The organism is Rhizobium sp. P32RR-XVIII (assembly GCF_012641395.1).
Classification (GTDB): Bacteria; Pseudomonadota; Alphaproteobacteria; order Rhizobiales; family Rhizobiaceae; genus Rhizobium.
Genome location: NZ_JABAIH010000009.1, coordinates 69937 through 94338, shown reverse-complemented (window position 1 = coordinate 94338; position 24402 = coordinate 69937). Strand labels below are relative to the sequence as shown.

Annotated in this window: 23 protein-coding genes and 7 pseudogenes; 10 read left to right on the top strand and 20 right to left on the bottom strand. The window is 57.8% G+C overall.

Translation table 11 applies throughout. The annotated features are described in order from the left end of the window. Nucleotides 1–54: 54 nt before the first annotated feature. The 11 genes and pseudogenes from HGP14_RS23475 to HGP14_RS23430 form a co-directional block, all read right to left on the bottom strand. Nucleotides 55–648: a cysteine hydrolase family protein gene (locus HGP14_RS23475; protein ID WP_168832283.1), complete on the bottom strand. Its 594-nt coding sequence runs from the start codon at nucleotides 646–648 to the stop codon at nucleotides 55–57. Nucleotides 649–1319: 671 nt separating this feature from the next. Continuing rightward, nucleotides 1320–1632 (bottom strand): annotated as a pseudogene (locus tag HGP14_RS23470) (flagellin); the annotation flags it as partial. A gap of 395 nt (nucleotides 1633–2027) precedes the next feature. After that, a complete protein-coding gene (locus HGP14_RS23465; protein WP_168832282.1) occupies nucleotides 2028–2303 on the bottom strand; it encodes a hypothetical protein in 276 nt (91 codons plus the stop codon). After that, nucleotides 2281–2494 (bottom strand): annotated as a pseudogene (locus HGP14_RS35670) (flagellin); the annotation flags it as partial. The pseudogene HGP14_RS35670 and the gene HGP14_RS23465, both read right to left, overlap by 23 nt. 394 nt (nucleotides 2495–2888) lie before the next feature. Next, nucleotides 2889–3401 carry an acyloxyacyl hydrolase gene (locus HGP14_RS23460; protein ID WP_246704560.1) on the bottom strand — a complete coding sequence of 171 codons (513 nt, stop codon included), beginning with the start codon at nucleotides 3399–3401 and terminating at the stop codon, nucleotides 2889–2891. 791 nt (nucleotides 3402–4192) lie between these two features. After that, nucleotides 4193–5219 (bottom strand): annotated as a pseudogene (locus HGP14_RS23455) (IS110 family transposase). 967 nt (nucleotides 5220–6186) lie between these two features. Beyond that, nucleotides 6187–6966 carry a Crp/Fnr family transcriptional regulator gene (locus HGP14_RS23450; RefSeq protein ID WP_168832280.1) on the bottom strand — a complete coding sequence of 260 codons (780 nt, stop codon included), beginning with the start codon at nucleotides 6964–6966 and terminating at the stop codon, nucleotides 6187–6189. Between the two features lie 1389 nt (nucleotides 6967–8355). Beyond that, on the bottom strand, nucleotides 8356–8721 hold the full coding sequence (locus tag HGP14_RS23445) for a hypothetical protein (RefSeq protein ID WP_168832279.1): 366 nt from the start codon (nucleotides 8719–8721) through the stop codon (nucleotides 8356–8358). Further along, nucleotides 8718–9008 carry a hypothetical protein gene (locus HGP14_RS23440; RefSeq protein ID WP_168832278.1) on the bottom strand — a complete coding sequence of 97 codons (291 nt, stop codon included), beginning with the start codon at nucleotides 9006–9008 and terminating at the stop codon, nucleotides 8718–8720. Before HGP14_RS23440 ends, HGP14_RS23445 begins: the two co-directional genes overlap by 4 nt. After that, nucleotides 9008–9421, bottom strand: a pseudogene (locus tag HGP14_RS23435) (N-acetylmuramoyl-L-alanine amidase); the annotation flags it as partial. The pseudogene HGP14_RS23435 and the gene HGP14_RS23440, both read right to left, overlap by 1 nt. Nucleotides 9422–9449: 28 nt before the next feature. Continuing rightward, nucleotides 9450–9905: a KilA-N domain-containing protein gene (locus HGP14_RS23430; protein WP_168832277.1), complete on the bottom strand. Its 456-nt coding sequence runs from the start codon at nucleotides 9903–9905 to the stop codon at nucleotides 9450–9452. A 763-nt stretch (nucleotides 9906–10668) separates the two neighbouring features. On the opposite strand from HGP14_RS23430, the gene HGP14_RS23425 reads away from it, so the two are divergent. Together HGP14_RS23425 and HGP14_RS23420 are read left to right on the top strand one after the other, a co-directional pair. Then, on the top strand, nucleotides 10669–10989 hold the full coding sequence (locus HGP14_RS23425) for a low affinity iron permease family protein (RefSeq protein ID WP_168832276.1): 321 nt from the start codon (nucleotides 10669–10671) through the stop codon (nucleotides 10987–10989). 315 nt (nucleotides 10990–11304) lie between these two features. Then, the gene (locus tag HGP14_RS23420; protein WP_168832275.1) at nucleotides 11305–12612 is read left to right on the top strand and encodes a polysaccharide pyruvyl transferase family protein; all 1308 of its coding nucleotides are present in this window, start codon (nucleotides 11305–11307) and stop codon (nucleotides 12610–12612) included. A gap of 327 nt (nucleotides 12613–12939) precedes the next feature. Here the strand turns inward: HGP14_RS23420 and HGP14_RS23415 are convergent, their stop codons facing one another. Next, the gene (locus tag HGP14_RS23415) at nucleotides 12940–13452 is read right to left on the bottom strand and encodes a hypothetical protein (protein WP_168832274.1); all 513 of its coding nucleotides are present in this window, start codon (nucleotides 13450–13452) and stop codon (nucleotides 12940–12942) included. Nucleotides 13453–14276: 824 nt separating this feature from the next. Between HGP14_RS23415 and HGP14_RS23410 the strand changes: the two genes are divergently transcribed. Further along, nucleotides 14277–14558 carry a hypothetical protein gene (locus HGP14_RS23410; protein ID WP_168832273.1) on the top strand — a complete coding sequence of 94 codons (282 nt, stop codon included), beginning with the start codon at nucleotides 14277–14279 and terminating at the stop codon, nucleotides 14556–14558. A 364-nt stretch (nucleotides 14559–14922) separates the two neighbouring features. On the opposite strand, the gene HGP14_RS35665 is transcribed toward HGP14_RS23410, so the two are convergent. The 4 genes from HGP14_RS35665 to HGP14_RS23390 form a co-directional block, all read right to left on the bottom strand. Next, on the bottom strand, nucleotides 14923–15231 hold the full coding sequence (locus tag HGP14_RS35665) for a hypothetical protein (protein ID WP_246704554.1): 309 nt from the start codon (nucleotides 15229–15231) through the stop codon (nucleotides 14923–14925). Nucleotides 15232–15848: 617 nt separating this feature from the next. Beyond that, on the bottom strand, nucleotides 15849–16019 hold the full coding sequence (locus HGP14_RS23400) for a hypothetical protein (protein WP_168832272.1): 171 nt from the start codon (nucleotides 16017–16019) through the stop codon (nucleotides 15849–15851). 398 nt (nucleotides 16020–16417) lie between these two features. Beyond that, nucleotides 16418–16555, bottom strand: coding sequence for a hypothetical protein (locus HGP14_RS23395; protein ID WP_168832271.1), 138 nt, complete (start codon nucleotides 16553–16555; stop codon nucleotides 16418–16420). 346 nt (nucleotides 16556–16901) lie between these two features. Next, a complete protein-coding gene (locus tag HGP14_RS23390; protein WP_168832270.1) occupies nucleotides 16902–17165 on the bottom strand; it encodes a hypothetical protein in 264 nt (87 codons plus the stop codon). A 229-nt stretch (nucleotides 17166–17394) separates the two neighbouring features. Between HGP14_RS23390 and HGP14_RS23385 the strand changes: the two genes are divergently transcribed. Then, nucleotides 17395–18063, top strand: coding sequence for a hypothetical protein (locus tag HGP14_RS23385; RefSeq protein ID WP_168832269.1), 669 nt, complete (start codon nucleotides 17395–17397; stop codon nucleotides 18061–18063). Next, entirely contained in the window at nucleotides 18051–18284 is a 234-nt protein-coding gene (locus HGP14_RS23380) for a tyrosine-type recombinase/integrase (RefSeq protein WP_168832268.1), read from the top strand. The genes HGP14_RS23385 and HGP14_RS23380 overlap by 13 nt, the downstream gene beginning before the upstream one ends. Before the next feature lie 320 nt (nucleotides 18285–18604). Here the strand turns inward: HGP14_RS23380 and HGP14_RS35255 are convergent, their stop codons facing one another. Continuing rightward, nucleotides 18605–18901, bottom strand: a complete 297-nt coding sequence (locus tag HGP14_RS35255; RefSeq protein WP_205927303.1) for a hypothetical protein — start codon at nucleotides 18899–18901, stop codon at nucleotides 18605–18607. 210 nt (nucleotides 18902–19111) lie between these two features. Here HGP14_RS35255 and HGP14_RS23370 point away from each other — a divergent pair. Next, nucleotides 19112–19504, top strand: a pseudogene (locus tag HGP14_RS23370) (hypothetical protein); the annotation flags it as partial. 13 nt (nucleotides 19505–19517) lie between these two features. Here the strand turns inward: HGP14_RS23370 and HGP14_RS35660 are convergent. Continuing rightward, nucleotides 19518–19700, bottom strand: a pseudogene (locus tag HGP14_RS35660) (hypothetical protein). A gap of 137 nt (nucleotides 19701–19837) precedes the next feature. Between HGP14_RS35660 and HGP14_RS23365 the strand changes: the two are divergent. Continuing rightward, complete coding sequence (locus HGP14_RS23365) at nucleotides 19838–20035, top strand: hypothetical protein (RefSeq protein ID WP_168832198.1); 198 nt, start codon at nucleotides 19838–19840, stop codon at nucleotides 20033–20035. A 168-nt stretch (nucleotides 20036–20203) separates the two neighbouring features. On the opposite strand, the gene ligD is transcribed toward HGP14_RS23365, so the two are convergent. Both ligD and HGP14_RS23355 read right to left on the bottom strand, forming a co-directional pair. Then, nucleotides 20204–21247 (bottom strand): non-homologous end-joining DNA ligase, encoded by a 1044-nt coding sequence (ligD, locus tag HGP14_RS23360; RefSeq protein WP_168832267.1) that lies wholly within the window; start codon nucleotides 21245–21247, stop codon nucleotides 20204–20206. Between the two features lie 145 nt (nucleotides 21248–21392). Continuing rightward, on the bottom strand, nucleotides 21393–22631 hold the full coding sequence (locus HGP14_RS23355; protein WP_168832266.1) for a DUF2254 domain-containing protein: 1239 nt from the start codon (nucleotides 22629–22631) through the stop codon (nucleotides 21393–21395). Between the two features lie 357 nt (nucleotides 22632–22988). Between HGP14_RS23355 and HGP14_RS23350 the strand changes: the two genes are divergently transcribed. The 3 genes and pseudogenes from HGP14_RS23350 to HGP14_RS23340 all read left to right on the top strand — a co-directional run bounded on the left by HGP14_RS23350 (nucleotide 22989) and on the right by HGP14_RS23340 (nucleotide 24329). Continuing rightward, complete coding sequence (locus HGP14_RS23350) at nucleotides 22989–23345, top strand: hypothetical protein (RefSeq protein WP_168832265.1); 357 nt, start codon at nucleotides 22989–22991, stop codon at nucleotides 23343–23345. Then, the gene (locus HGP14_RS23345) at nucleotides 23345–23536 is read left to right on the top strand and encodes a hypothetical protein (protein ID WP_168832264.1); all 192 of its coding nucleotides are present in this window, start codon (nucleotides 23345–23347) and stop codon (nucleotides 23534–23536) included. Before HGP14_RS23350 ends, HGP14_RS23345 begins: the two co-directional genes overlap by 1 nt. 74 nt (nucleotides 23537–23610) lie before the next feature. Continuing rightward, a pseudogene (locus HGP14_RS23340) lies at nucleotides 23611–24329 on the top strand (SOS response-associated peptidase). The last annotated feature ends 73 nt before the right edge of the window (nucleotides 24330–24402 follow it).

Sequence of the window (24402 nt, the reverse complement as noted above, 5' to 3'; positions counted from 1 at the left end):
GGCCCGATAGCAAGCCATTGCAGGAGTTCTTCGGTTATGCGGAGATGGTGATACTCAGCCGTGTGCTTGCCGCAGGAAATTATCCGTGGACATCAACTCGAGCTGGACGGAAAAGCGATTTCGCAGCAGTTCCAGCGAGGCTTCGTGCGTTTGGTCGTCGCCGCTGCAGAGGGCATCCTCGATGAGTATGATGCGGTAGCCAAGGTCGACGGCCCCGAGCAACGTCGCCATGACACAGACATCAGTTTCGCCGCCGGTAATCACCAGCGTCTCGACTGCCCTGGTTCGCAAAGCCGTATGGAGCCTGCCGTCGAGCCATGGGGAATAGATTTTCTTGTCGAGAAAAGAAGCCGGCGGCACCAGCCTTTGCAGCGCGGGTACAAGCTCCAACATCTCTGCAGGAAGATGTTCGCCGGTCATCATCCACCATTTTTCATAGTAATTACGCCACGTGCCGTTTGCCACATCCTTCGTTTCCGGCGTCAGGAAGCGCGTAAAGATGGTGCGTTCGGGATAGGTCGAGGCGATCTCAAGCACCTGCGGCAGCACGGAATCCATCCACGCGACATGCCAAGGCGTGTCTTCCGCAAACAGGCGCTGCATGTCGACACAGATATGGCGCCAGTTTTCGAGCCTGCCTTTGTTCATAGAATCTCCTCTGACCCCCTAATTCGGCATAAGGTCGTCGGGTTCCCTGAATCTTGGTGAGGATGGGGTGGCGCACGTCCGGATTGGCGAGGACCAGCGGTGGCTCAAGGGATCGCAAGCCAAGTGGGGGACGCCGGCTCGAGGACGATGACGAACTCTGCAGGCAACTGCAGCGAGATGACTGCCTTCTCGTCTGGACGGGGAAGTGGCGATCGGTCGCGGTCGTCTGGAGGATGCCGGGCCGAAGCGTGGGCTGGAGCGCTCAGGGGCCGAACGTCCGGGAGCGGCCGCTACCGCATCAGGGATTTTGTCCCACGGCCCGGGAAGCGTCGCGCATAGTCGAGGACCTATTATCACCGGCTGATGAGGCACAACGAGATGCGAGGAAGTCAGGATGTCGATTGAGGGACACACGAGCGCACTAGGCGCGAATGTGCACGTCGAGCACTACTGCGACCATGAGGACGCTAGCGGCATCCGCTGCACAGAATGGGCTGCTACGGCTTTGAGGAGAGCAGCGCAATAACGCGGTGGTATTGCCGGAGGCATGAGCCTCTGAGCTATCGCGAGCTGCCGCCGCATGGAGGGGTACAGCGGTGGTAGTTGAGATGTCTTCTGCGCGTCCGAGAAAGTGTCCGCAAGTTCCGCTGCTGCGAAACGCGAGGCGCTTGTTACTGCCGGAAGAGGCTGAGAAGATTCTGCGGCGAGCTGTTAGCAATAGAAAGAGACTGAAGCGCGAGCTGCTGTTGCGTCTGCAAAGCGCTGAGCTTCGACGACTTCTTCCATGTCGGCGTCTACGAGCTTGCCGACACCTGATTCGATGGAAGCCATTAGCCTGCTGGAGAAGTTCGTTTGCATGTCAATCCGCGTCTGCAAACTGCCGATCATGGAAGCTGCTGAGGTCATCTTTGCCAACATCGTTTCAACGCCGTCGATATAGGTGTCGAGGTCTATCGCATCCGAGGTGATGTCTACATCCAAGATGCCGAAATTTGGAAGTACACCATAGTTGTCGTAAGCTGGACCGATTCCCAGCGAGGTTATGCTGCCGGCCTCCGGGTGAACTGTGTCATCCATCTCGTAGAGGATGTATGTGCCCTCGTTCATCGCCTTCACTCCGACGTTCTGCGCGGCCATCGCCGCATTGAAGACCGTCACGACATCGTCGGCCGACGTGATGTCGCCATCCGTAGTGCCAAGCGCGTCATCGACAATTTTGCGGTTGATCGTCACGGTTCTGTCCGTGCCGTTGATCGTGATCGGGAGATAGATCTCCGCCGAGCTGCAGATGTTGAAGGGGTCGTCGAAGAAGCTGACGAGTTCTGGCCGGTTACCGTAGTCCGTTCCGGTGGTGGCGAGTCCGCCCGTACTTCCGCTTGCTAGCGTGGAACTCGCGCTCGTGACCTGGATCGAGGATCCGGAAAGGCCGAGGTCTCGACCGAAAGAAGCGCATAGCCGTCAGTCGTTCCGCTCACGGCGAACTGTGCTCCGACGGGAGTGAGAGCCGCGCGGATCACCCAGGCGAACTGGTCGCGGGTGGAGATGACACCGTTCAGCGTCGGGTAGACCTGATCAACCAGAGAGCGGTCGATCGTTATGCTGACCGTCGTCCCCGATCCTGGGACGCCGTGTTGCCGCCCAAAAACCCAGCGCATCCTGAACAGCGGAAATTGCACCGTTATCCGAGCGCATTGTGGTTGCGATAGACCAATAAGGTGCGTTGTCGGAGGCAGTCGGAACTCGAAGGCCGCTTGAACGTGTTGTTGCGTGCTTGCAAATTGGAGTTGACGGATCTCAGAGTCTGAAGCGCGGCAATCGCGGAGTAATTCGTATTGATGAAAGACATCAATGATTCGAAATGAAACTAATGATTATGCATTGGTAGGAAAATCGCGCCTCCTCACGCACAGGGAGTGAAATTGGGCAGAAATGTTTAACAAAGTGAAACTAACTCGGCCGTTAAATATCGCAAGGGACCGATGTCTCTAAATCCGCGGTAGGCGTGAATGAGACTGGAAAGAAAATGAACGATGACGACAATTTCTCCGATGAGCCGCGCGAGCCCGGCTGGGGAATGTGGCTGCTGATGAGGTCGAGAAGAGTAAGGCAACCACGCTGTGGTATTGCCGGAAGCATCAGCCGCCGAACTATCGCGGCCTGCAACCGCATGCAGGAATAGGATGCCGAACGGACAGAACGCCGCCCGGTGAGTAACGCACGCGGTGGCCCTATCGTTTTGCTTAGAATTTGTAGCCGAGCTGCACGCCTGCACGTGTCATGCCGTCATTTGGCCCGTTGCAGAGGTTGGCGTGAGAGGAATGGGCAACCTGAGCCATGACATTCCAGTGACTGTCGAAGCGATAGCCTGCGCCGACATACTCACGGAAGAGGACACGGCAGCCGAGTGCAGGGCCGTCGTCGTTGTGATCGAGTTCGCCGGTATGGATCAAACCGCCAAAACCAGCCTCGGCAAAAAGCTTCTCGGTAAAGTTGGCAGTCCAGGAAAAGCCGGTGAAAAACTGGGTCGCTTCGCCCTCAGTTCCGATCGACGTACCGAGATGGATACGCGGGCTCACAAGCGTCTGGGTCCAGGTCGTGGCGGAATCGGCACCAAACGGATCGAAAAAGACGGTGACTTCCGGAAAGATGCCGTCTTCCCGCTCGTGGCCGCCCTGGATCGACGTCGAGGCGCCAAAGCGCAGCTCATCGAAGATCTGGTCCTGCGCGTAACCGGGACTCGCCAACACCGGCATTAGCAGCGCAGCCGCCAACACGCCGTTGAACTTCATTGATGGTCCTCCGCAGGCCGAATCTCACCGGTGAGCAACATGGAAGGTGCTCACAGCAAAGTAAAGGGTCGGGACGATTTGATCGCGGACGGGGACGCTGATGGGGTTGGCCATGCTGGGGGCGATTGCGGGCGTCATCGGCAGCTTCGCGGCATCGTTCGGCCTCATCGGCTGATTCTCACGGTACGCTACCAGACCGGACGTTGCGCCACACTGATCGTTTAGTATTTGGGATCGCGCGGCGAGCTCACTGCTTTGACCCTTCCGTGCTCCTTTTTGGAAGGCCGCGCGATCCTCTGGATCAGATTGCCCGGTTTCGGCGGGGCTTCTTTTGGTCGAATGGTCTGGCTGGAACCTGAGGCTTCCTTATTCGTTTCCTGCGTCGGGATCGGTTGCGCGATCCCTGAATACTGATGAGAACTGCCCTGCTTCGGCAGGGCTTCTCTTTTGGGGCTGGGTCTGTCAAGCAAAAGGTTATGCTCCGCGTCGACGCGGCGCGGTTACGGTCATTGTAATAGTTTAAGAGTCACGGCTGTAGCACGCCGGATAGTGATGAGCGCCCGCCAGGGCTCTGGCTTCTCTTCGAAGTCGGCGCGTGACCGCTTCATGATCGGGTCGGATGGAGAGGCATCTCAATCTTTTTTCCGAAACTGTTAGCTCTGAGCTGACGTCCAGCCCCGCCTCGAGATTGCCTACCCACTCGTCCCTGAACGGGACCTCTATCCGTGGCGAAGCGGAACCCTTAACTCAATCTCTCAGGCGGCACTGGCACTGGCCTCCCAGCGATAGGGTGTGTTGTCGACCCACATCCGATGCAGAATGATTGCCAGACGTCGAGCCACCGCCACGGTAGCCTTCGCAATGCCTCGCCGACGAGCGATGGTGAGGCCCCACGCCTTCAACGGCGAGCTCCGCTTCGAGATTCGCAGCAGGATCCCGGCGGCTTCGACCAGCGCCCATCGTATCGCGGCATCACCGCATTTCGAAATGCCCCGATCTCGATCGATCTCACCGGATTGATAGCGCGAGGGCGTCAATCCGAAGTGGGCGGGAACGGAGCGCGACCGGCGGAACCGTACCGCGTCGACACCGGCCCGGAAACTCAGGGCGACCATCGGCCCGACGCCCGGTGCCGTCATCAGCAGCTTGCAGTGTCGTCGCTCTCGGCCAGCCGTTCCATGGCCCTTTGCAGGTGCCGAAACTGCTCTCTCAGCACGTGGCGGACTTTCAGGAGAGGGTCGATTACCAAGCGTAGATGGGGGGATTGTTTGAGCAACTCGATAATACGCCGCTCGAACTGCAGTTTGGTCACGGCTCCCACCTTGAGTCCGAAGTTGCGTAGTAGGCCGCGCAAGTTATTCTCCACATCGAGAATCTTCGTCTGCACGAACTTGCGCGCGGTCAGCAGCATCCGGATCTCTTGGCTCCCGACGGTCTTGACATGGACTGGCTTGTAAAGCCCCACACGCATCATCTGCGCGATGCCGCGGGCGTCGTTGCGATCGGTCTTGTTGATCTGAGCCGAGAGCGCAGCCTTCATGTGCCGTGTTTCGACGCAGATCACCGGATGGCCTGCGGCTGCCAGGCCGCTGTAGAGCCATTGCGAAGCGGACCGGCCTCAAGGCCGACACGCTTACAGGGGTCGCCAATTACATGAAGCAAGGCGCCGATCGCATCCGGCTCGGTCTCAACCTTGCCCTCTTTGATGAGTTTACCACTCGTGTCCATCACGCAGACGCTGGTGGTGCGAACGGAAACATCAAGACCGACGAACAGTTCCATGGCAGATCTCCTGACCGGTTGAACCATTGGAGCCTGCCCGGAAGATCGATATCCCGTTACTCCCATGCAGAGAGGCCGCCGGAGCCCCAGTCATCCGATCTTTTTTAGTCGGTACGCCACCGTACGGGAACATCGCACGGCCCTGGTCGTTCAACTGTTGCTACAGGCGAACTCGCCCCGCTTCGGCGGGGCTTTCTTTTTGATCGTACGGTAACGGACAGAAACGCAGCGACCGTTTCGCGCGTTAATTTGCCGGATTGCGCCAGGTGTCACCCTACCACCGCATCCAGCCGAACCCGGCGACCTGACCCCGCAACCTCTCCACAAGTCAGCGGGGTCTTTCTTCGTACGCTAGCGAACCGGAACAGAGATGGACTTACTTGGTTAAGCAGGTGACCGTGCGGCAGTCTTGCTGTTAACCACCATCAACGAAGACGCACTCTCAATCGTCGCGCCGCGCGGTCACCGTTCCCATAACCTGCCCTGCTTCGGCGCGCCTTTTTTTGGAACATTACCGAACCAGCCTTGTTTAGCACAATTCGGCCGCGTGGCAGTTCCTCCTGTTCAACCGGATGACACCCCTGTCCGGGTGCCGCGTGGTCAATCCCGCGCTGAATGGCAGGGGATCCATGACGCGCGGCAAGGGCTCGCTTTTCCGTAGGAGCGGGCCCTTCGATCCCAGATAACGACTGGTTTAACCCTAATTGATTATTGACGAGCAGGCTCCCCGGAGCTTTAGTTTTAGGCGCTGGAGCCCCCAAAGCACAGCCCCGTGACGGCCACGTTACCCAATATCCGAGGCGGCCATTTAGACCAGGGGCTCGCCATCTTTGACCCTTTGGACGAGCTTGGTAGTATTTCCAAGTCTAGTTCGACGGCCCTGTCTGCCCCGCAGCAATCCTTGAACAGGAACGCCTTCAGCGCGAGGCCAAAACCGCACGGTTGCGTGAGGCTCGACTTAGAAGCCTCAAGAAAGGTAGCGCCCTGAATCCCGACTAGAGCGAAAGTTGCGTTCCGTCCCATGCGGAGCCTCACCTTCTGCGCTCACAACGATCAGGCGCCGGTATTCCGTCTCCGGTGCTCCATAGATTCCGCCGGCCCGCTCAATGAGGCCCGGCCGGTTCGTGATCGTGCAAACACCTCGCGTGGATCGTATTAGGTGGTCACCTTCGAGGACATGTATCGCTGTGGTTACGCCGGCCCTGCGGGTGCCTAACATCGTCGAGAGGTACTCGTGGGTCAACGCCAGGTGTGGGTTTTCGATGCGATCCTGACACATGAGCAGCCAGCGAGCTAGCCGCTGAACGATCGTCGCTCTTCCGTTCGCGAGCGCCGTGCCGGCGATCTGCACCTGCAGGGTCTGCAAATAGCGGATGAGGAGATCCTCAAGAGCCGCGCTTTCGTCAATCAGGGACTGCATGTGGCGCAGCGGCAGGCGACGGGCGCTGCCGGCTATCTGGACGACGACTTCATCCGGGGACTGTATGATCCCGGCGAGCGCGTTCGTTCCGACCACTCCCTCCTTCCCGACAAGCCCGGTTTCGATCTCCAAACCGCCCGGCGCGTGGACGATGATCGAGTTCAGCCCTGTTTCCGGAAAATAGACGTACTGGATGGGCTTATGAGGAGCCTGTAGCTGTTGATGGATCTTCAGATCAATCAGCTCGGAGCCATTCAGAACGGCCTCAGCCGACTCTCTATCCATCGCTGCGATGAGGATGTTCGGTGTTGCGTTTCCATCGAGCATTTTCCACTCCTCCCAAAAGGGCAAGAGCAGATTGTCTCCCAAGCGGTCCACACCCGTAGAAATTGAACCGACGGGGTACAATGGTCCCATGCGAGATTTGTTCCATCAGTTCTCAGATTAATCGGCAACTGTGCGCTTCCGCTCAGGAACATTGTCGAACTCAGATTGTTGAGGCAGTGGACCGCTTGGGTGCGCAGTCCCTCACTTCCCTTCCAGGTCCGAGCGGCAAGGGCTCGCTTCAGTCATGGCGAGCCCTTTCTCGTGAGCTCCTGGGTAATCCTAACTGATGATTGTCCAGCGGACATCAGGCCTTAACTCTTTTAGCGCCTTTGCCCCCAAGCCGGAAACCGCGGCGGCCGAAGCAAAGCCCCAAACTCCTCGACGCCGTGATCTGCGGCAGGGCTCTGTCCTTTTTGATGCTTAGGACGACCCCTGGCCATGCCTTTGGGATGCTGGGCGGCGCGGCAGTTCCTCCTGTTCAACCGGATGACACCTATCCGGATGTCGCGTGGTCGATTCCGCGCTGAATGGCTAGGGGATACAGGAGGCGCGGCAAGGGCTCGCTTTTCCGTAGGAGCGGGCCCTTCGATCGGCAGATAACGACTGGCTTAACCCTGATTGATTATTGACGAGCGGGCTCCCCGGAGCTTTAGTTTTAGGCGCTGTAGCCCCCCAAAGCACAGCGCCGTGACGGCCACGTTACCCAATATCCGCGGTCGCCATAAGACCAGGGGCTCGCCATCTCCGACACTTTTGGACGAGCCCTTGGTCCCCCCAGACAGCTCGTTTACAGGACTGGAACCTAGAGCCTGCTCGGGTCGTTGACTGGTGGATTGCGCATATTGCCTCTCCTAGCAGCGCATCCAGCCAGCAGCAGTTCTGGCGACCTGACCCCGCAACCACTCTCCACGGCAGGCGGGGTTTCTTTTGTCCGCACCCTAGCCGACTGGAACGCTCGCCTATCCCTAGCGTTATTCATGATGGCCGCGCGGATAGCCCTCTATCTCAGCCACCAGTGATAATTCGCCCTCATCCTGGTGCCGCGCGGTCACGGTTCCCGAACAGCTTCGGGAGTGATCAATGAGTGATCCTGATCGATATTCCGGCAAGCCACCACGGCGTACGTTGGGTGTGTGGATCCTGATCGTGCTCGCCGCCGCAGTGGCTTTTCTGCTTGCTTGGCTGTTCGGATGGCTAGGGCCCGGAGACGGGCCGACGCCCGACAGTGAACCAGTACCTTTGAGCTGGTTGGTCGCTGTTCCGACTGCCACTCACCACTCACTGTTAGCGTAATGCCAATTGATCATTGACAAGAGCGCCGGCGCCGGCCGTCGGCATGCAGGAGGAAGCGTCGCCGTCACAACCTTGGTTATGACGACCGGCTCTGGTTTAGTCTGGGAGCAAGCGGACACGATCAGCGGTAAGGCTGACATCGCCGCCATGAGGTAAGGCTGCATTTCGTTTCCTCAGTTCTTCGAGTTGCCGTGATGCCGCATTGATGCGCGCGGTAGCCTCCGCCTCGATTTGCAGGGCGTGAATGGCCTGGTCGGTAATCTTCTGATTGGCTTCGGCGTTCGACTTCTCGAGCTTCGCCGTCCACGAAGCATCGGCGAGCTCAGTGGCGCTTGCTGCCGCCTGGTCGACCATGGAATGGATGTCCCGAACGGCGAGATATGCAACGCCAGCTGCTGCCAAGAGAAATAGCAGGCCCGCGGCGATGGCGGCGACCAAGGGCTTCGATAGGCCAAAGATCATGGCTTCACCTCAACAGTCGCGTCGGCCTCGCCCTGCTCTATCGCCTGCTGGGCAACGGCCACCTTGCGGGCGGAGTTCGTCTCCCACACGGCGCCGAAGACATAGCTGCCGATGATGCCGCCGAAGAGCAGGATCAGGTTCATGGCGATGGTGTCGCTGAGTGCGATCGGCCGCCCCCAGACGGCCAGGTACGTGACGATCGCCGCAATCCAAAGCAGCGACAGGATGATGATACGCTGGCGAACCGCCCAATCGGGTGATGCTTTGTGGTCCATGAAGAACTTCATCACAGCAGCTCCTTGACGCGCTCCCGCATCTTGTTGCCGCAAGCCTTGGCGCCGACGGTCTTGGGGTCGAGCGGCAGCCGAGCCACGTCCCACTTGCCGCGCTGCTGGATGCCAAGGTTCGTTTGCACCTCCGCATGGGAGAGGATCGTCTTATCGGTGACAGGGATATGGTAGAAGTCCGCGAGGTGAGCGATGACCTCTATCGCCCGGTTCCACTGTGTTTCCGTCATCGGGAACTTGCCGGCATTGAACGGGCTTTCGACAGCTCCCGCCATGCAAGCCATGGAGACGCCGATGGAGCCGGTGTTCGCCCGCAGGGTATGAGCTGCATAGTCGTCGTTGACGGTGCTCACGTTGTCGGCAATCGTGTGATCGCCGCGAACTACGTTTCCGTCGCCTTCGACGATGAAGTGATAGTGCTCCTTGTCGAGCTCCGAGCACTTATGGCCGCCGGCAGATCAATGAAGTGTGAGCGAGCATCTTGGCGATGCCGTCAGTGCGTCGGAGCATTTCAACGACATTGGCCGGAATGGTAGCGGGAACTTTCCCTTCAATAACGGCACGCACCTGGGTGTTGCACCACATGTGGAAGTCAGGAGAAAGGTATTTGGCATAGGCCAAGCCAATCTGCCAATGGGCGAACGTTTCGCCGCCGACGCCGCGACCGCCACGCTTTACTTGGATGCCGGGATTTCCGGCATCCAAAGTCGCTTCCACTGCCTCGCGGAATTCCTTGGTACTGGAAAGCGCCAGCCAATCGCTTGGGCGGCGAGCGTCTTCACCGCCCGCTGCCTTCCACATGTCTGTCAAGGACAGCATGTCGCCTTTGTCTGCGATGACGTGGCCCTGGTAGTTCAGTCTAGCTACTTGAAGATTTCCCATAATATGGGTTCCCATCGTGACTGCTCCACTCCACTGGAGCAAGACAAGAAGGGGATGGTTGGCTACCCAAGGTGTCCAAGCTAAGGGCCAACCGTCCCGCCGTTTTTGGAGCCACGGCAATTCACGGCTGAGTGAATCCTACATTTTCTGTCAGAACTTTGCTTTCCAAAGCAAGGGGAGCCCTGTGAATATCGGGGACAATTGCGGTTTTCCGCGACGATGCTCACAGAAAGACCGACACTTGCCGCCCGTCCTTTGCAGGATCCATTGGATGATCCAGATCGTTGTCGAAGGGTTCAGGCAAGCAACCGGCGCGATAGGCGGTCCCACTTGCAACAAGTGACTTGGCGTGAGCACAATGCCGGAAGTCGATTCCGCTTGTGCCCGATGATCATGAGGATCTTCGAAATGGTCTATGACTGGACTGGTGTGCGTACCCGGCGTATCCGCAGAATTAAGTTGGCAGTGGCCTCGATCATTGCCCTGGCAATCATCTCTGCACCGGTCCTCGCCTTTTCCTAAAGAAGTCTGTATCGACGTCCAACGCAGCATTGAATGTGCTGCGCCGGTGGCTGACCCGGCGCGGCATGGAGACCCGGTAAGGCCCCAGCCCTATGCCGGGTCTCCACCCTCGCAGCGAAGCGCCGCGTGGAAGTTGTGCGTGCATGGTGGGGTGTTCCTGAAAGTGAAGCCCGCCTCAGCGAGTGGCCTTTGGGGCATCAGGTGGTACTAGGATGCGTGATGCGGGTTGCGGCTCCAGCAATGGATGGAGAACCCGATGCAGTGGCAATCCTTTTTGACACACCTAGGTACTTGGACTGCTCGTCCATCGGCTTTCGTGATCGTATTCCTTTATGCCATCGGATGGCTCGTCTTCAGCCCGAAGACATTGGAGTGGCATGGCGCTGCCACGCTTGCCACATGGTTGATGACGTTGTTCATCCAGCGCGCCGAGCACCGAGACACCCAAGCCATTCACGCCAAACTAGACCAACTGCTTCATACGCAGGGCGAGGCGAGGAACGAGATTACGCGTATAGATGAGAAGGAGCCGGAAGAGATCGAGAGCTTCCGTGAGGTCCAAAAGACAGAGGAGTAACAGACGAGATGGAGCGAAGAGGTCTAAAAACCATCAGCCCGGGACCCTACGCAGGGTCTCCGCCTCCGCGGGGCCGCGAAACGCCGCGTAAAAGTTTGAGCGGTTCATTGGTGTTCCTTGGTGGAGAAGGCGCAGGGAGCGGTGGCTAGTGTACCGAGTACATGCCTACGGATTATCTTCATCGGCCGGAGCGAATTCAGCAGGCGCTGGCAAATGATAGTGATTATCGTTGAATACTCAGCGCTTGATCTCTAAACCTGTCTATGCAGTTTTAGATTTTCTTCATTCGATGTGTTTAGAAGGTTCTCGGCCGCCATGCTAAGCGCTATCTCTTCAGCCATTCATTGGCGCCTCGGCAAGGCCAGCAAAGGCAAAGACAAGCAAAAGTTCGCAAATCACATCTTTGAGGCCGTTAAGGACAAGCCGCATCAGGACGCCAAACTTCGGCGAGCTGTCGGATTGCTTGTCGATGAGAAAATGTATGGCCACGCGCTCGACCTCTGTGACAGAAAACTTGCCGGCGACACTTCGGGCTTCTGGACCCATTACCGGACATTCGTCGAGGAATTGGCGCGGGCGAAAAGTTCAAACGGCAATTTCAAGCTGGCGTTATTCAATGACACGGACTTCCGGGTCAACATCGGATGTCGGCTAACGAGCCAAGGGTTAAAAGATAAGATCCGCAAGATCTTCCCTGAAGCCGCGATCACGTCACTTGGGTTTCGGTTCTCAGCCTTTCGAGAAGATTTCGCGATAAGCATCGCCGTGAAAAATCCAGATCAAGATGAACTCAAGAACCGTCTGCGGGTTGGCTATGGCGACAACGCCCTCGGTACCATCATGGAGTCCAGTTTCGTGGTCCTCCAACCGGAAGGTTCTCTTGATCCCAAGACGACAATGGAGGGCCTTGCAACCTTTTTCACGCCAGCGCTCCTTGCACAGCAAATAGGGATACCCTATGCCGTCTTGAACGGTACCATCCCAATCTACTCAGACGAGCGGGACGTCTATCTTCGCATGCTGTTCGAAACGCTGAAGTTCGTTGCGGCACGCGATGAAATATCGGCAAGTCATCACAATGTAAGATTTCTGCCGGATGCCGCCTTTCTACGCATCCCTCCGTCCCAAGCCTCTGAGCGAGATGGTTGTCTGATAACCACTGGCGCTCGCAACGATGCGGCGGATGACATCACGATATTCAAAGCCGCAATTGACGCATGTGACACGCTTTCCCTGCGCCCCATAGTCCTCACGCACGCCGTTGATCGCCTCGCCGAATTCGAGCGGGACATAGTGGCACGGGGCGGTATCTTCGCTGAAACCGCCAGTATCGAGAAGGCTGCTGAGACATTGTCCCGATGCTGTCTGCACATCGGCGGTCGTTTCCACATGGCGATATTTAGCATTTTGTGCCATGTGCCAACGCTACTGTTCGACGTGAAGACACATAAAAACCAGTGGTTAGCACAATACTCGCCGCTCGTCCGCCTGGTGAAACCCGGGTCGGATTTAAACGTCGAAGCTCGCACCTTTCTTGACGAAGCGCCCGACCAGTCGTCGCCAAGGGTTGCCGGCTACGAGGAATTCTTGGCCGCCGCTTACAGCGCCAAAGCTCTGCGGTAGCGAAAAACTTCTTAGCCCATCTAATCCACATCGCATCAACCTATTCGTTTCCATGTTCGTTCTCCGGTTGAATGAGTTTTTGCTTGGAACAAACCGCCCGAGATTGCGTTCGATTGTCCGATGAGCACCAACAGATACAACTTGACGCGAAATTTGCTGACCGGCTGGGACGTCGTCGACTCTCACACCAGTCTGCTTGCCGAGATGCCACCCGGAACGCCACTCAAGGGGCTCCGGAGGGCTGAGGCAGAAGAACTCTGCCACTTGCTGAACATCAACCTAAATCAAGCCATTAGCGAGCCTGAGGGTAATTCACCAGGTCGAGCCTCAGCAGACGAGAATTAGGCCGGGGTCGAAGCCCCGGCCGGTGTTAAGACCGGTCAGCCAAGCACCAGACCGATGTGGTCCTTCTTGATCGCTGCGCAGCCCCAGGCCGCTGCGATCTCGTACTGGATCTGGCGATACTGCTCGTAAAAAGAGAGCTCGACGGGAAAGACCGGAGAGCGGATCGGTGATGATGATGCGGTCGGCCGCCATATCGCCTTGCGCCGCCGCCGGGGCACGGGTCGCAAGAGCGAGGGCGGAGCGGGCGAAGAACATGTTGCGGGCGGAGTTGCCGACAACGGTGATTGCCGTCGCAGAGGCTCGGATAGCCTGACGACGGCCCGGATTCTGCAGCGTGATCGTGCCAGCGTTTAATACGTCGGAGTCACCAGAGGCCACCACATACTGGTTGGTATCTCCTGCGAAGGTGATGATGTCACCATCCGCTGGTGTGAAGAACTTCACCAAGGGCACTGGTGCATCGGCAACGACGAAGCTTTCCGCGAAGGCACTCAAAAAGTGTTCCTACTTACAATCAGCTAGCGAAGCCATCTTGCCTCCGGGAAGCACTTGCGCCAACCTCCAATGCAACCTGGGGAGGAGTGAATGAATTGGTACAGCGACACTTGCCCGATATCCGATGAACCAGCCCAGGAGGAGCTATCGGGGATAGAAGACATTGCCGAGTTCATCTCCCCCTCCTGCGGCCGATTTCGGATCACGAGAACCGCCTTGGCGATGATCCTCCACCGAACCCAGAAGCCAAAGAGTTCGCACTTACACAAGCGAAGATGAGGGTAGAGGCAGGCGAAATCCCGACGATCGATAGCTCTCTGCTTTAGTCCGGCTGACCCACTTCACGCCGTGAATGAAGGGTGGCTTACCCCGGAGAACAAAGTCTAATGCCGTGCGTTCCCCGTGCCTGGGACCTTGGAGGACGGGATGGACGACGACCTTATGGCCGCAATCAATGGACAGGCTGATCTGGCCGAGCAGGCAAGGCCGAATAATCACGGACTTGCATGCGTTGGCTATGACCTTGAACCAAGACTTTGACGAGCGGTCACTCAAAGAGATCGAAGCGAAGATCAGGGATGTCTGGCGCCACCGCGGTTTATATTGGCGAGAGTGAGCAAAATCATTTGTACTGATCGTGGAGCCTTCGCACTTCGCGATAAGAATTTTCTAGCGGCGTGCTGCCTTGAACCAATTTCCGCTAGAGTGCGTTATTTAAGGCGGCGGTAGCCAGCGGTGGGTTGAAGACATCGCGGTGCCCGGAGGCGGCATTCATGGAAGGCGGTACCTGCACCTCCTGGCCCGGTAGCAGAGAGGATGGGAGCATGCCTCCGTTCATCCTTACTTTCGAGCTCGTCAAGAAGGAGAGCGCACCCCTTTACCGGCCGCTCTTTCGTGACCTCATGCGCCACGGAGCGCACAAATACCAGCTGTCATGTTGGCTCGTAAACGTGGCCAACACGGCTGCCGAAGTTCACGATTACTATCAGCGATTCCTTCTGGAGAACGACAGGCTGATGGTGTCCGAGTTGACGCACAACCATAAGCACGAGCGATACCACAAAGACACGGACAGCTGGATCGAAGCGAATCCACCGTTCCGATAACTCTAACAAAATTCCCAAAGCCTCCGTCGACGCCGAGAAACTTGGCTTTGGCGAGGGCTTGAGCGAACTTCTCATGCCGTGCGTTTTTCAGATGGCATGGCTTAACCTTGGGAGCGTCTCATGAAAGACGACGAGATCGAGCGCCTAGCGAAGCTATTGTGGGAACAAGAAAATCCATCGAAGCCGTGGCTCACTCCAACGTCGCGGAGCGTGCTCGGGCAGGATGTAGTGACCGGTGCCTCCGAAGAGGATCGAGAGCGCTACAGAAACAGAGTCCGAAACGGCGAAAGGTGAACTTTCGCCGTGCCGAAGTAGAATAGCCGAACTCCAACATACGTCGGAGTACCCGATCCTTTCAGAAGCGTCAGTTCGGCCACCATGCCGCGAGAGCGGCCGCCGCGAATGTCAGCGCCACCAGGGCGAGATAGACGATCCATGCAGCAGCGTTGCGGACAGGAGGAGGGTAGGCGAGCCAGACGGCCTTGCCGGCGATTTGTGAGGCTTGATCCTGAGCGAACGTCGTCCCGCCCCCAACCGCTACCTCGTCGATGATCGTGTGAGCCAGCCATTCCGCTAACCCGAGCCACACACTGCCGGTGACCAGCCCTACGCCGGCGATCAGGTGATAAACGCGCAGCGGGCCCGATTGTTTAGGCCCGGAGAGGAAAGTCACTCTGCAGCGGGTGGTCGAGCAGCCAATGAACGGCCAGCAGCATGACCGCTAGCCAGAGGATGGTTTCGATCATCTCGCTCTCCGAATGAAAAACCGGTTACGGGGCGGGCTATGGGCGGCCACCTAAGGGCCTTTGTTTTCTTTTTCGGTATTCATCCATTCACGGGATTTTCCCGTGTTTGTCCGGCCGCCCTGCGTTCAGCAATCGAGGTAGCGACCCTCTAACCCATCCCACTTAAACTTTCCCGAGTGTTTTGCGTTGATACCGCGAAGACAAACCTCGCGTGCAGGAGGGATGACATGAGGCTTGTGCAATTGACACTGATTGGACAGGCTGCGGTGCCTGTTTTCATAAACCCGGATCAGGTGGTGTCCCTAGTGGCGCTCCCTGATCGTACATCAATAGTCACGACCGCCACCAGTAACCATGGCGCGGCCATTGTGTACGATGTTACAGAGTTGGCTGCCGAGGTCGTTCGCCTGCTGACGGCTAATCCAGGTGTCGCGGCACCAGGACGAGCGTGAAGCCACAACGCAGGCATGGGAAGCCTGCCACCGCTTAAGGTGACGGGCTGTGATGGTCATTTCGGTAGATTGGTCAGCAAACCAATCTCTGACTATTTGCGGCCGCCGCTGGGGCGGCGGTTCCCACCTTGACTACTACCCCCCGAGGTCTTGGCATCATTGGCCTGGCCGAAATTGGTGCCGCCGAGATGACCGCCGCCACTCGTGTTGGCAACCTGGCGCTCGGCTCTTCGCCGGATCTCGGCTGCATTGGTCTTGCTCATACTATCTTCCTTCGTTCCAACGGGTAATCGCCTCCGGCTTGCCGCCAGACGACGTAGAAATCGATTTTGAAAGGAAAGATCAGCTTGAACGCGCGGTGCGTGAAACGAAGCTCGACTAGCAATTTCGATGGACGACCTTTGCACCCCAATGTGTTTAAAGCAAGTTCCGCTTTGGCTCGAATTGGCGCCCGAGCCGAAGCCCGGGCGAGTGAGGATGTTTCCGGCGACCAATCCAGGCAGAGCCTCAGACACGAATGATGCCGCTGTTTCACCCGCGTCCGGTGCGGGCCATGGCTTCGGCGCCAAGTGCAGGGTCAAGCCCACATGTGCGCTTTCGCGGCTCTCCAACGGGCTATAGCCGCCCGGTTCTCAAATTGGTGTCGGCGTGAGGCTTGGCCTTACCGGCTCGGGAAGAATGCGCCCTGGCTCATGCGCGGCCCGAGAGCCGTAGGCGAGGCAGCCAGCGTCTCCGCTACCTCGATGATTCTCGCCCGCACCTGCTCATAGGTCCAGTCCGCAAACACCGCCACGTTCATGCCGCTTCATCATGTCAAGTAGATCGCCCTGTAGGGCCTTGTAGAATTTCACGCCGATCAAACGCGGAGAACATGGTTTGTCGGTATTCCGCAATTGATGGCCTTAGCCTTGCGCCGGAGCTGCCGAGGTCGATTGCATTGATCACCGACGAGCGACGGCGAGCGGACCAAGGCGGGGTTCTGGACGAGGATCGAGGAAACCGCCTTGATCATGTCGCTATACAGTTCGCGCGCATTAACCGGCGTTCCCGTGATTAGCATGCCGGTTGCTACCATTCTCTGCCGGCAGGAGGTCGGAGGACCACGGTCGAGAAAAGCATTCCAACGGTGCCAGTGAACTCACGGCCTACGAGCACCCGAACGACCTGGTCGAGCTGCGCGTCTTGATTGGAAAGGCGAAGGATGTCTGCATCACAGATCCAACTCCGGCCGGGCGCTCTGGCCGCATCGATACGTATCGGGTGAATTGCGCCTCGAAGGTCATACGCTCGCGAATGGTCGGATCACCGAAGCGGCATTTGATGCTGCCCATCTCGGCTACTCCCTCGACGTTGGAGCCGAAGACGCTGTTGATCTTCTTCCAGTCGGCATCGGTAGCGGCGATGGCCACGCGGTCGGCTTTGTACTTCTCGGCGCGGTAGAGCTAGACGATGGCGTCATAGTCGGCCTTGGCGCCCTCGCCCCCAGCAAATCGCCAGGGCGCAGGGCTCTCACCTCCGAAGAGTTTGCCACGGCATATTGGAAGGCCCGCAAAGCCGCACAGCCGCTCAGGGAGCGCGTTGGCGAGGCCAAGGCTCTATCCAGTCGTTGTGAAGCACAATACGTTCCGGTGGCTCTGCATGGAGTACATGCGCTCCCTCGCCTTCACCAGCCTGGACAAGACAACGCAGGACCGGCACCGGAATATCATGGAGGCTATGTGGGCAGAGCCGCTAAGTGAAAAGGATGATCGCCTCTTCGCTGACATCCCACTTCGAAAAATGACCGCAGCTCACATCGAGGTTCTTCGCGATCGGAAGAAGGAAGCGCCATTTGCCGCCGATGAGCGCTTGAAGGTCCTCCGCCAGGTCTTTGAGACGAAGAAAGACAATAAGCCAATCACGCCGAACATCGCGCGGCTGGTAGACCCATTTAAGGTTCACACCGACGGCCATGAGACAGCCAAGCCGGAGGAGCTCGCCAAGTTCATCGAACATCACGGCGCCCAATCCAAGGCGGCCCTGTACCTCGCCATTCAGATGTACACCGGCCTGCGCGTATCGGATCTTGCGCTCCTCGGTCCTCAGCACCGCCGGCGGGATGCTTTCAAGCTTCGCCTCTTCAAGAACCGAAACCGGACGCCTGTGGATATCGAGATCGCGATACATCCGATTCTCGAAGGCGTCTTGGCGATGCACAAGGTTACGGCCCTCACCTATCTCGTGACCGAGTTCGGAAAGCCATTCAGTGTGAAGGTCTGGGGAATCGCATTTCGGATTGGTGGCGTCAGGCAGGGATGCCGCATCTGACCTCGCATTCAGTGCGCAAAGGGCTCGCGACCGACGTCGCCCACAACGAAGCGACGGATAATATGCTTGAAGCGATGTTCGGCTGGAAGGACGCGAAGACGTCGAAAATTTACACCCGGAATGCGAACCGGGCACGTCTCGCCAGACAAGCAGCTGCGAAGATCAACTGGGATGGAATCGGCACGAAACTGCTGCCGGCGGCCGATGGAACGGATGGCTAAAACAGGAACGGACTGCCACACCTCGATTTGGTGTGGCGGAACGGTTCAAGTCCAAATTGCCACACCTGAGAATTTCAGCGGCAAAATCAACCACTTACAATGGGGTGAAAGAAGGTTTGGAGGCCTCGCCCGAAATATCGAAATCAGGCGATTTCAAATAGATGCAGCGATGATTGCCACACTTAGGCTGAAATAATTTTCGTGAAGAATCAATCGAGGCTGCCACACCCTGCCACACCTAACGCCTTCAAATCGGCCGCGCGATAAAGACCTCGCACGCACTGTGCGAGGTCTTTAATGGTCGTCCGCCCCGTTGGATGTTACTGGCAGTTGCCACCGGCGCGCTTGGCTGTACCAGGTACGGGCTTGCCCGCCTTGTTGGTTGCGGTCTTGCCCTGAACGCAGTCCGAGGACTCTCTGATATCACCGCCGGCGGCATCAGTCCCGCCGTTGAAGTTACCGCTCGTGTTCTGATTTTGGCCGGCAGAACCGCCGGTGTTGCCGGAGCCGCTCGTGGTACCAGAACCACTAGAACCGGAACCGCCGCTGGCCTGAGCCATCGCCGATGTTGCAAGACCAATCGAAAGAGCAGAGACCGTGATGAGTTTCAAGAGCATTGGAGATCCTCCCATTTAGCTTGGTTAGATGCGGCCCAACTACGTTGCTCCTTCATTGTTCCAAATTCGTATCGGAGATGTGATCGATGAAGGCTGCGTTAAGCTGCGCAGCTATGTCGTCGGCGTCCTTACGGGTCAGACCGCCGAGCTTCCGTCCCGACGCCTCGATGGGCAGGCCGGTTTCCTTATCGAAGACTGACGGCTTGTTGGGTTGAAGCGCATCACATGATCGACGGCGGGCCGTCGGTGCTATTTGACGCTGTTGCAATTTTGACCTCGGCGGAGGGGATCAACGACATCATCAAGGAGGCAACGGCGCGAGACTTCGTCGCCGACGCCTTCCAGCACTGCAAGTTCATCGGTTACGACCAGTCTGCGCTACCCCTGCTTGAAAAGGCCGGGATCGCCGACGACTTCGACGACGGCGTACTAGCCCTTGCGCGAGAGGATGGTCTGCACGCTTTCGTCTCGAAGCTCGGCAAGCTTCGTGTCTGGGGTCGCGAGCCATCGGTAAAACTGGGCAAGGCCTCTCCGCCAATCAAGTGGCAAGCTATTGTGCGCGGCACCGGTGTCGCGGCCACCTCACCGACCTGGGCCGATTAGTTGCGAATTCCGTTCAGATCGTGCCGCCGCTAACAGGATTAACGATCGGCCGCGCGCTCTCATCTTTAGAGCCCGGCGGTTGTACTGTGGCGGGGCCAAAGATTCCTTGTCAGCCGCCTCCGGTTTCCCGGCAACCGGACCGACGTCCTTGGGACGGCGCTGCTCGGGGTGTGGCGTTCTGATCGTTCGTGCTCATTGGTTTGCCTCCGGGATTACGGATGTGATCCAAGTCATGAAAGAGCCAGTTCCAAACCGGCTCGTTCATGGTTCTATTTCGAATTCTTGTGGCTCTGTTCGCCAGCCTTTACGTGCTGCTCGTGAGAACCGCCTTGCTTGCCGCTCGAAGCCGAGCTGTCTTTACTGGAGGCACTCTTGCCCCCGCCGGACTTTGAGCTTGTTTTGCTGCCCTGTGTTCCGCTGGTTGATGGCATAATCGTTTCTCCTATAATCGAGATCATGATTGACCTCGATCAAATCCAAACCACCATGCGGGTGAACGGTTCCCGCGAACGCAGCTATGTCGGATGCTGAGTACGCTAACGGACCAGACAGCAGGTCCTTGCCCGTTGAAATAATCCATTTTGAAGCAAGCCTTGGCCCTTCAGAGGACCATGAACCGCAACCGATTCACGGACGAACAGATCATTGGCATCTTAAAGGAGCATGGAAGGAACTCCGAAGAAGCGTCCGTTTGGTTTCTTACGCGATCTCATAGATCGCCGCCTCGTCCTGCTCCTCTCGAAGCCCCTTGTACGAGGCATGCCGGAGCTTCCCGTCGTGGGTCCAAGCGCGATATTCGATCTCGGCTATTAGCGTCGGTTGTACCCACACAATGTTCTTTCGCTTGACGTGAACGGCTGGCTTGCTGGTTTTGAGACTGTCGAGCGTCTCCGAAAGATAGATTAGATCGCGCTCTTTGAATCCGGTCCCGACATCGCCAACGTAGACGAGACTATTGCCCTTGCGCCCTGCGAGTAGCAGGCTCGCAATTCCACGGGTCGCCGAGGCAGATTTCTCGTAGCCAACAACCACGAAGCTGTCGCTCTGGAGGCACTTGACCTTGACCCAATCTCCCAGCCTGCCGGAGCGGTAGGTGCTGTGCCGATTCTTGTCGATGATGCCCTCAAGGCCGAGCTCGCAAACTGCAGCAAGGAACCTGTCGCCATCGGCTTCAATCTCTTCCGATAGCCGGATGACGCTATTCGGATCCGTGACAAAACCTTCGAGCAGGTGCCGCCGCGCCTGCAGATCCATATTGGTCAAATCGTGCCCGTCGAAGTACAGCAGGTCGAAGGCCACGAACGACGCTTCGAAGGAATTCTGCTTTCCACCCCGGCCGCCGAGCGATTGCTGCAGCCTCCCGAAATCAGACCGGCCCTGCTCGTCAAAGACAACCGCCTCCCGGTCTAGGATGACCGTATTCACGCCGAGCTGCTTCGCGGCCTCCTCAATGCGAGGAAAGCGATGCGTCCATTCATGCCCGCCGCGGGTGATGATCCGCACACCCTTGGGTTCGATATGAACCGCCAGGCGGTATCCATCCCACTTGATCTCATAGACCCAATCCGGACCTTTCGGCACTTTGCCTTTGACCAGCGCAAGGCATGGCTCGATCCCATCGGGCATGGGATCAAGGGGAAGGTTTGGCTGTGCAGGATCGCGGCGCTTGCGCGGCCGGGATCGAACCGGTGCGCCGGCATCACTGAGGAGAGGCTTGGACGTCTTCCGAGGGGCTTTTGTCATGCCCTCAGTGCATCAGAGAATGCTTAAAGAGTCCACGGGAGGCCCAAATGTCCGCTTGGCGCCAATAGAAGCCGTTCGCATCGAGTCGATGAGTGACGACGGGATTAGATCCCGAAGCAGACACTGATGCAACCTTCGTCCCTGATCAGCCGAGTCCGCTTGGGTCTGCTTGCGAAGAATTGTTCCGGTCCACAGCCTCACTCATCGAACCCCCGATCCCGGACCGCAGCAAGTCGAGTTGTTCTTGCAGCGGCCGCTTGCGTTCGGGCGGAGCGACAGCGAGCAAGTCTTCGAGTGCTGCGCGCAGCCGTCGTGCAATCTGTGGCGAGCCTGAACCAGCAATTCGGATCTCATCGAAGGCGAGGTGAATGTAGTCTTCCCATGTCATCGACGACGTCACCAGGCGCACCTCGCCTGCCTCGTCGCGGTATCGACCATCTGGAAAAGGACGCGGCGCCAGTTGACGAAGGCAATCGTGCAGCCGGTCAATGGCCTGTACCGCCGTCGTTGGGTCTTGGAAGGGACCGTCCGACAGCGACCGTTCACCAATGTCAACCAACAGTCGCAAACCATAGGCCATGTCCTGGTCAAGGGTGCGCTCAAGTCCGAGCTCGATCGAGCGCATCGCTGCGTTCACGTCGAGGCGCGCCGTGTTTCCGGTGATCTCAAAAAGTGGGGCGCCAGCCGGCACGAACTCCCCCAGTGCTGGCCGCAGCGTGAGAACACAGCCGCCGGCCTTGGCAACTCGGACTAGCTTGTCGTGGTCTATTCGGATGATCACCCCCGATGTGGGAGCGGGGATCGTTGACCCGTCGGAGTTCGTAGCACCAACGTCCGCATAGATCTGGTCGAGCAGCTTGCGGGTATCGTTGCCCACAAGCTCAATCAGTGCCGACACTCTGAGTGCGCGCCCGATATGATTAACATACCAGACCAGAATCATTATGCTTGCCACTACAAGTACGAAAGCGACCAGAACCGCGACGCCCGGAACCACGCCTTGAGCATCCGTTTGCACCTCACGGAGTGCCAGCATGGCGTGGGCGAATGTACCCACAAAAATGCCAATCGCGAGCTGACTTGGTTTGTCCTGAAGGATTCGCTGGACGATTCGAGGAGAGAATTGGCCCATGGCGAGTTGCACGACAACCATTGTGATTGTCAGCACAAGCGCCGCGAGGCTAACCATTGACGCCGCTATTGTTCCGAGGATTTCGATAGCCGCATCCGGCCCACCACTGAGCCATTGCGGCACGAGGTTATAGTCGTATGTCTGGTCGATCGCGATCGTGCCAAACGACAGGGCAACGCCGGCCAGCACACAAGTGAGCGGGATGAACCATAGGCCCGCACGTAGTCTGGAAAACCGCCTAAGGAAGCGCACGGATGGCCCTCATTTGAGTGGAACAGATGTTTCAACGGGACGAGAGGTCACTCATTGGCATGCATTGCGGTCTCTTGCTTGCGAACGTCCTGACACCGGTCCAGACAAGCTGTGACATGTCCAACTTAGCGGCATTAGGTAGCAAAACCACAGATCATTACTCAACCCGCTGATAACTAATGGCTATTTCGACGTCTCATAAAGGCCGCAAGCGGTCATCGCTCCGAATAGCCCAAGCGCTGAACCTGCTCCGACGCTTCATAGTCGCGCCTTGTTGACTCCTCCTGAAATGAGAACATAATAAGAACATACGGCTCCCGGCCGGTAGCTAAACATTTTTGGGAATGGAGAACGGATATGCCTCGGCAGCCGAACGATGAAGAATTGGAGCAAGGCACCTATTGGACGCCGCCTTGCGAAGTCACCATCACCGACGCGCACCCACGTCTGCTTGCTGCGTTGAAGGCCGGCGCGGCTATCGAGCAGGTGCACCTCTTCGTTGCCGGCGCCTACGACATGGGTTCCGGAGCGCCGATGGGTCAGCTGGAAGTCGCAATGGATTGCAAGCGCGGACTGGCTTGCGGCGCCTTCAGATCGATCATCAACGGAGAAGACATCTCAGGTAAACCGGCGTGGTTTGCTTGTGACAACGATCCCGACACCGCGATCCAATTAGTCCTTGATACGGCCAGGGCTGAGGGGCTCGTTCTCTGATGCAGCCGGCCACGAAAGAAGACGTCGACTACGAGGTCGAAGCTGCCCTCGCCTTTCACGACGAGGATGCCAAGGCAACGATAGCAACATTGCTGGCCGATATCCGCCACCTCAGGCTTCAGCTCGCATTGACGGAAAGCGCGATTAGCCGCGGGATGGTTCGTGGCTGGTCGCCGAAGTACGACCGCTAAACCGCAACCTCATTGCCGAATAACAAATGGGCGTGTTTAGATGCGCCCCCGGAAACACGTGAGCGAGCTCTGGCATGTGCGGACGCGTATTCATCAAAACCAATCTTGAAAGCATGATGGACGCGTTCGCGTTCGCCGATCGGAAGGCAGCACTCGGCCTCTCCAATCAGCTCCCCGCTATAACGGCGCCCCTTCCCTCGATTACCCGATCATCATCAAAGACCTGGTGCGGGAGCCTGTCACGATGGGGACCATCTTCGTCAGTGCCCGATGGGGATTGATGCCAGGATGGATGAAGCCCGGCGGAAGGCCGCCACCGATCAACGCGCGCTGTGAAGGCATCGCCACCAACGGCATGTTCAAGTCTGCCTACCGCGCGCGGCGCTGCCTGATACCGATAGACGGCTTCTTCGAATGGAAGGACATCTTCGGCACCGGCAAGAACAAGCAGCCCTATGCCGTTGCAATGAAGTCCGGAAAACCCTTTGCGCTTGCTGGCGCTTGGGAAACATTTCGAGATGCGGCCAGCGTTGAAATTCGCACATTCGCCATCGTTACATGCCCCGCGAATGAGATGATGGCCGCGATCCACGACCGCATGCCGGTCATTCTGCATCAGGAGGACTATGACCGCTGGCTGTCGCCAGAGCCGGATCCAAACGACCTGATGAAACCATTCCCCTCCGAACCGATGACGATGTGGCCGATCGACAGAAAAGTCGGTTCGCCAAAGAACGACACACCCGACATCATCGAAGAGATAAACCCCGATCCCGAACCGACACTGATCTGAACCCGCGGGGTGTCATTTGGGACGATGACAGCAAGGAGGCCACGACCCGGACGGTGAGTTAAGCCGTGGCCTC

Bases quoted from the DNA above. Each gene is read 5' to 3' on its own strand.
- HGP14_RS23475 (WP_168832283.1), bottom strand. From the start codon at position 648: ATGAACAAAGGCAGGCTCGAAAACTGGCGCCATATCTGTGTCGACATG.
- HGP14_RS23450 (WP_168832280.1), bottom strand. From the start codon at position 6,966: ATGCTCGATGGAAACGCAACACCGAACATCCTCATCGCAGCGATGGAT.
- HGP14_RS23380 (WP_168832268.1), top strand. From the start codon at position 18,051: ATGCCGCATCTGACCTCGCATTCAGTGCGCAAAGGGCTCGCGACCGAC.
- HGP14_RS23400 (WP_168832272.1), bottom strand. From the start codon at position 16,019: ATGAGCAAGACCAATGCAGCCGAGATCCGGCGAAGAGCCGAGCGCCAG.
- HGP14_RS23425 (WP_168832276.1), top strand. From the start codon at position 10,669: ATGCAGTGGCAATCCTTTTTGACACACCTAGGTACTTGGACTGCTCGT.
- HGP14_RS23345 (WP_168832264.1), top strand. From the start codon at position 23,345: ATGCAGCCGGCCACGAAAGAAGACGTCGACTACGAGGTCGAAGCTGCC.
- HGP14_RS23395 (WP_168832271.1), bottom strand. From the start codon at position 16,555: ATGAACGTGGCGGTGTTTGCGGACTGGACCTATGAGCAGGTGCGGGCG.
- HGP14_RS23385 (WP_168832269.1), top strand. From the start codon at position 17,395: ATGGAGTACATGCGCTCCCTCGCCTTCACCAGCCTGGACAAGACAACG.
- HGP14_RS23465 (WP_168832282.1), bottom strand. From the start codon at position 2,303: ATGCGCTGGGTTTTTGGGCGGCAACACGGCGTCCCAGGATCGGGGACG.
- HGP14_RS35255 (WP_205927303.1), bottom strand. From the start codon at position 18,901: ATGCTCTTGAAACTCATCACGGTCTCTGCTCTTTCGATTGGTCTTGCA.
- HGP14_RS23350 (WP_168832265.1), top strand. From the start codon at position 22,989: ATGCCTCGGCAGCCGAACGATGAAGAATTGGAGCAAGGCACCTATTGG.
- HGP14_RS23430 (WP_168832277.1), bottom strand. From the start codon at position 9,905: ATGGGAACCCATATTATGGGAAATCTTCAAGTAGCTAGACTGAACTAC.
- HGP14_RS23420 (WP_168832275.1), top strand. From the start codon at position 11,305: ATGCTAAGCGCTATCTCTTCAGCCATTCATTGGCGCCTCGGCAAGGCC.
- HGP14_RS23410 (WP_168832273.1), top strand. From the start codon at position 14,277: ATGCCTCCGTTCATCCTTACTTTCGAGCTCGTCAAGAAGGAGAGCGCA.
- HGP14_RS23445 (WP_168832279.1), bottom strand. From the start codon at position 8,721: ATGATCTTTGGCCTATCGAAGCCCTTGGTCGCCGCCATCGCCGCGGGC.
- ligD (WP_168832267.1), bottom strand. From the start codon at position 21,247: ATGACAAAAGCCCCTCGGAAGACGTCCAAGCCTCTCCTCAGTGATGCC.
- HGP14_RS23460 (WP_246704560.1), bottom strand. From the start codon at position 3,401: ATGCCGGTGTTGGCGAGTCCCGGTTACGCGCAGGACCAGATCTTCGAT.
- HGP14_RS23440 (WP_168832278.1), bottom strand. From the start codon at position 9,008: ATGAAGTTCTTCATGGACCACAAAGCATCACCCGATTGGGCGGTTCGC.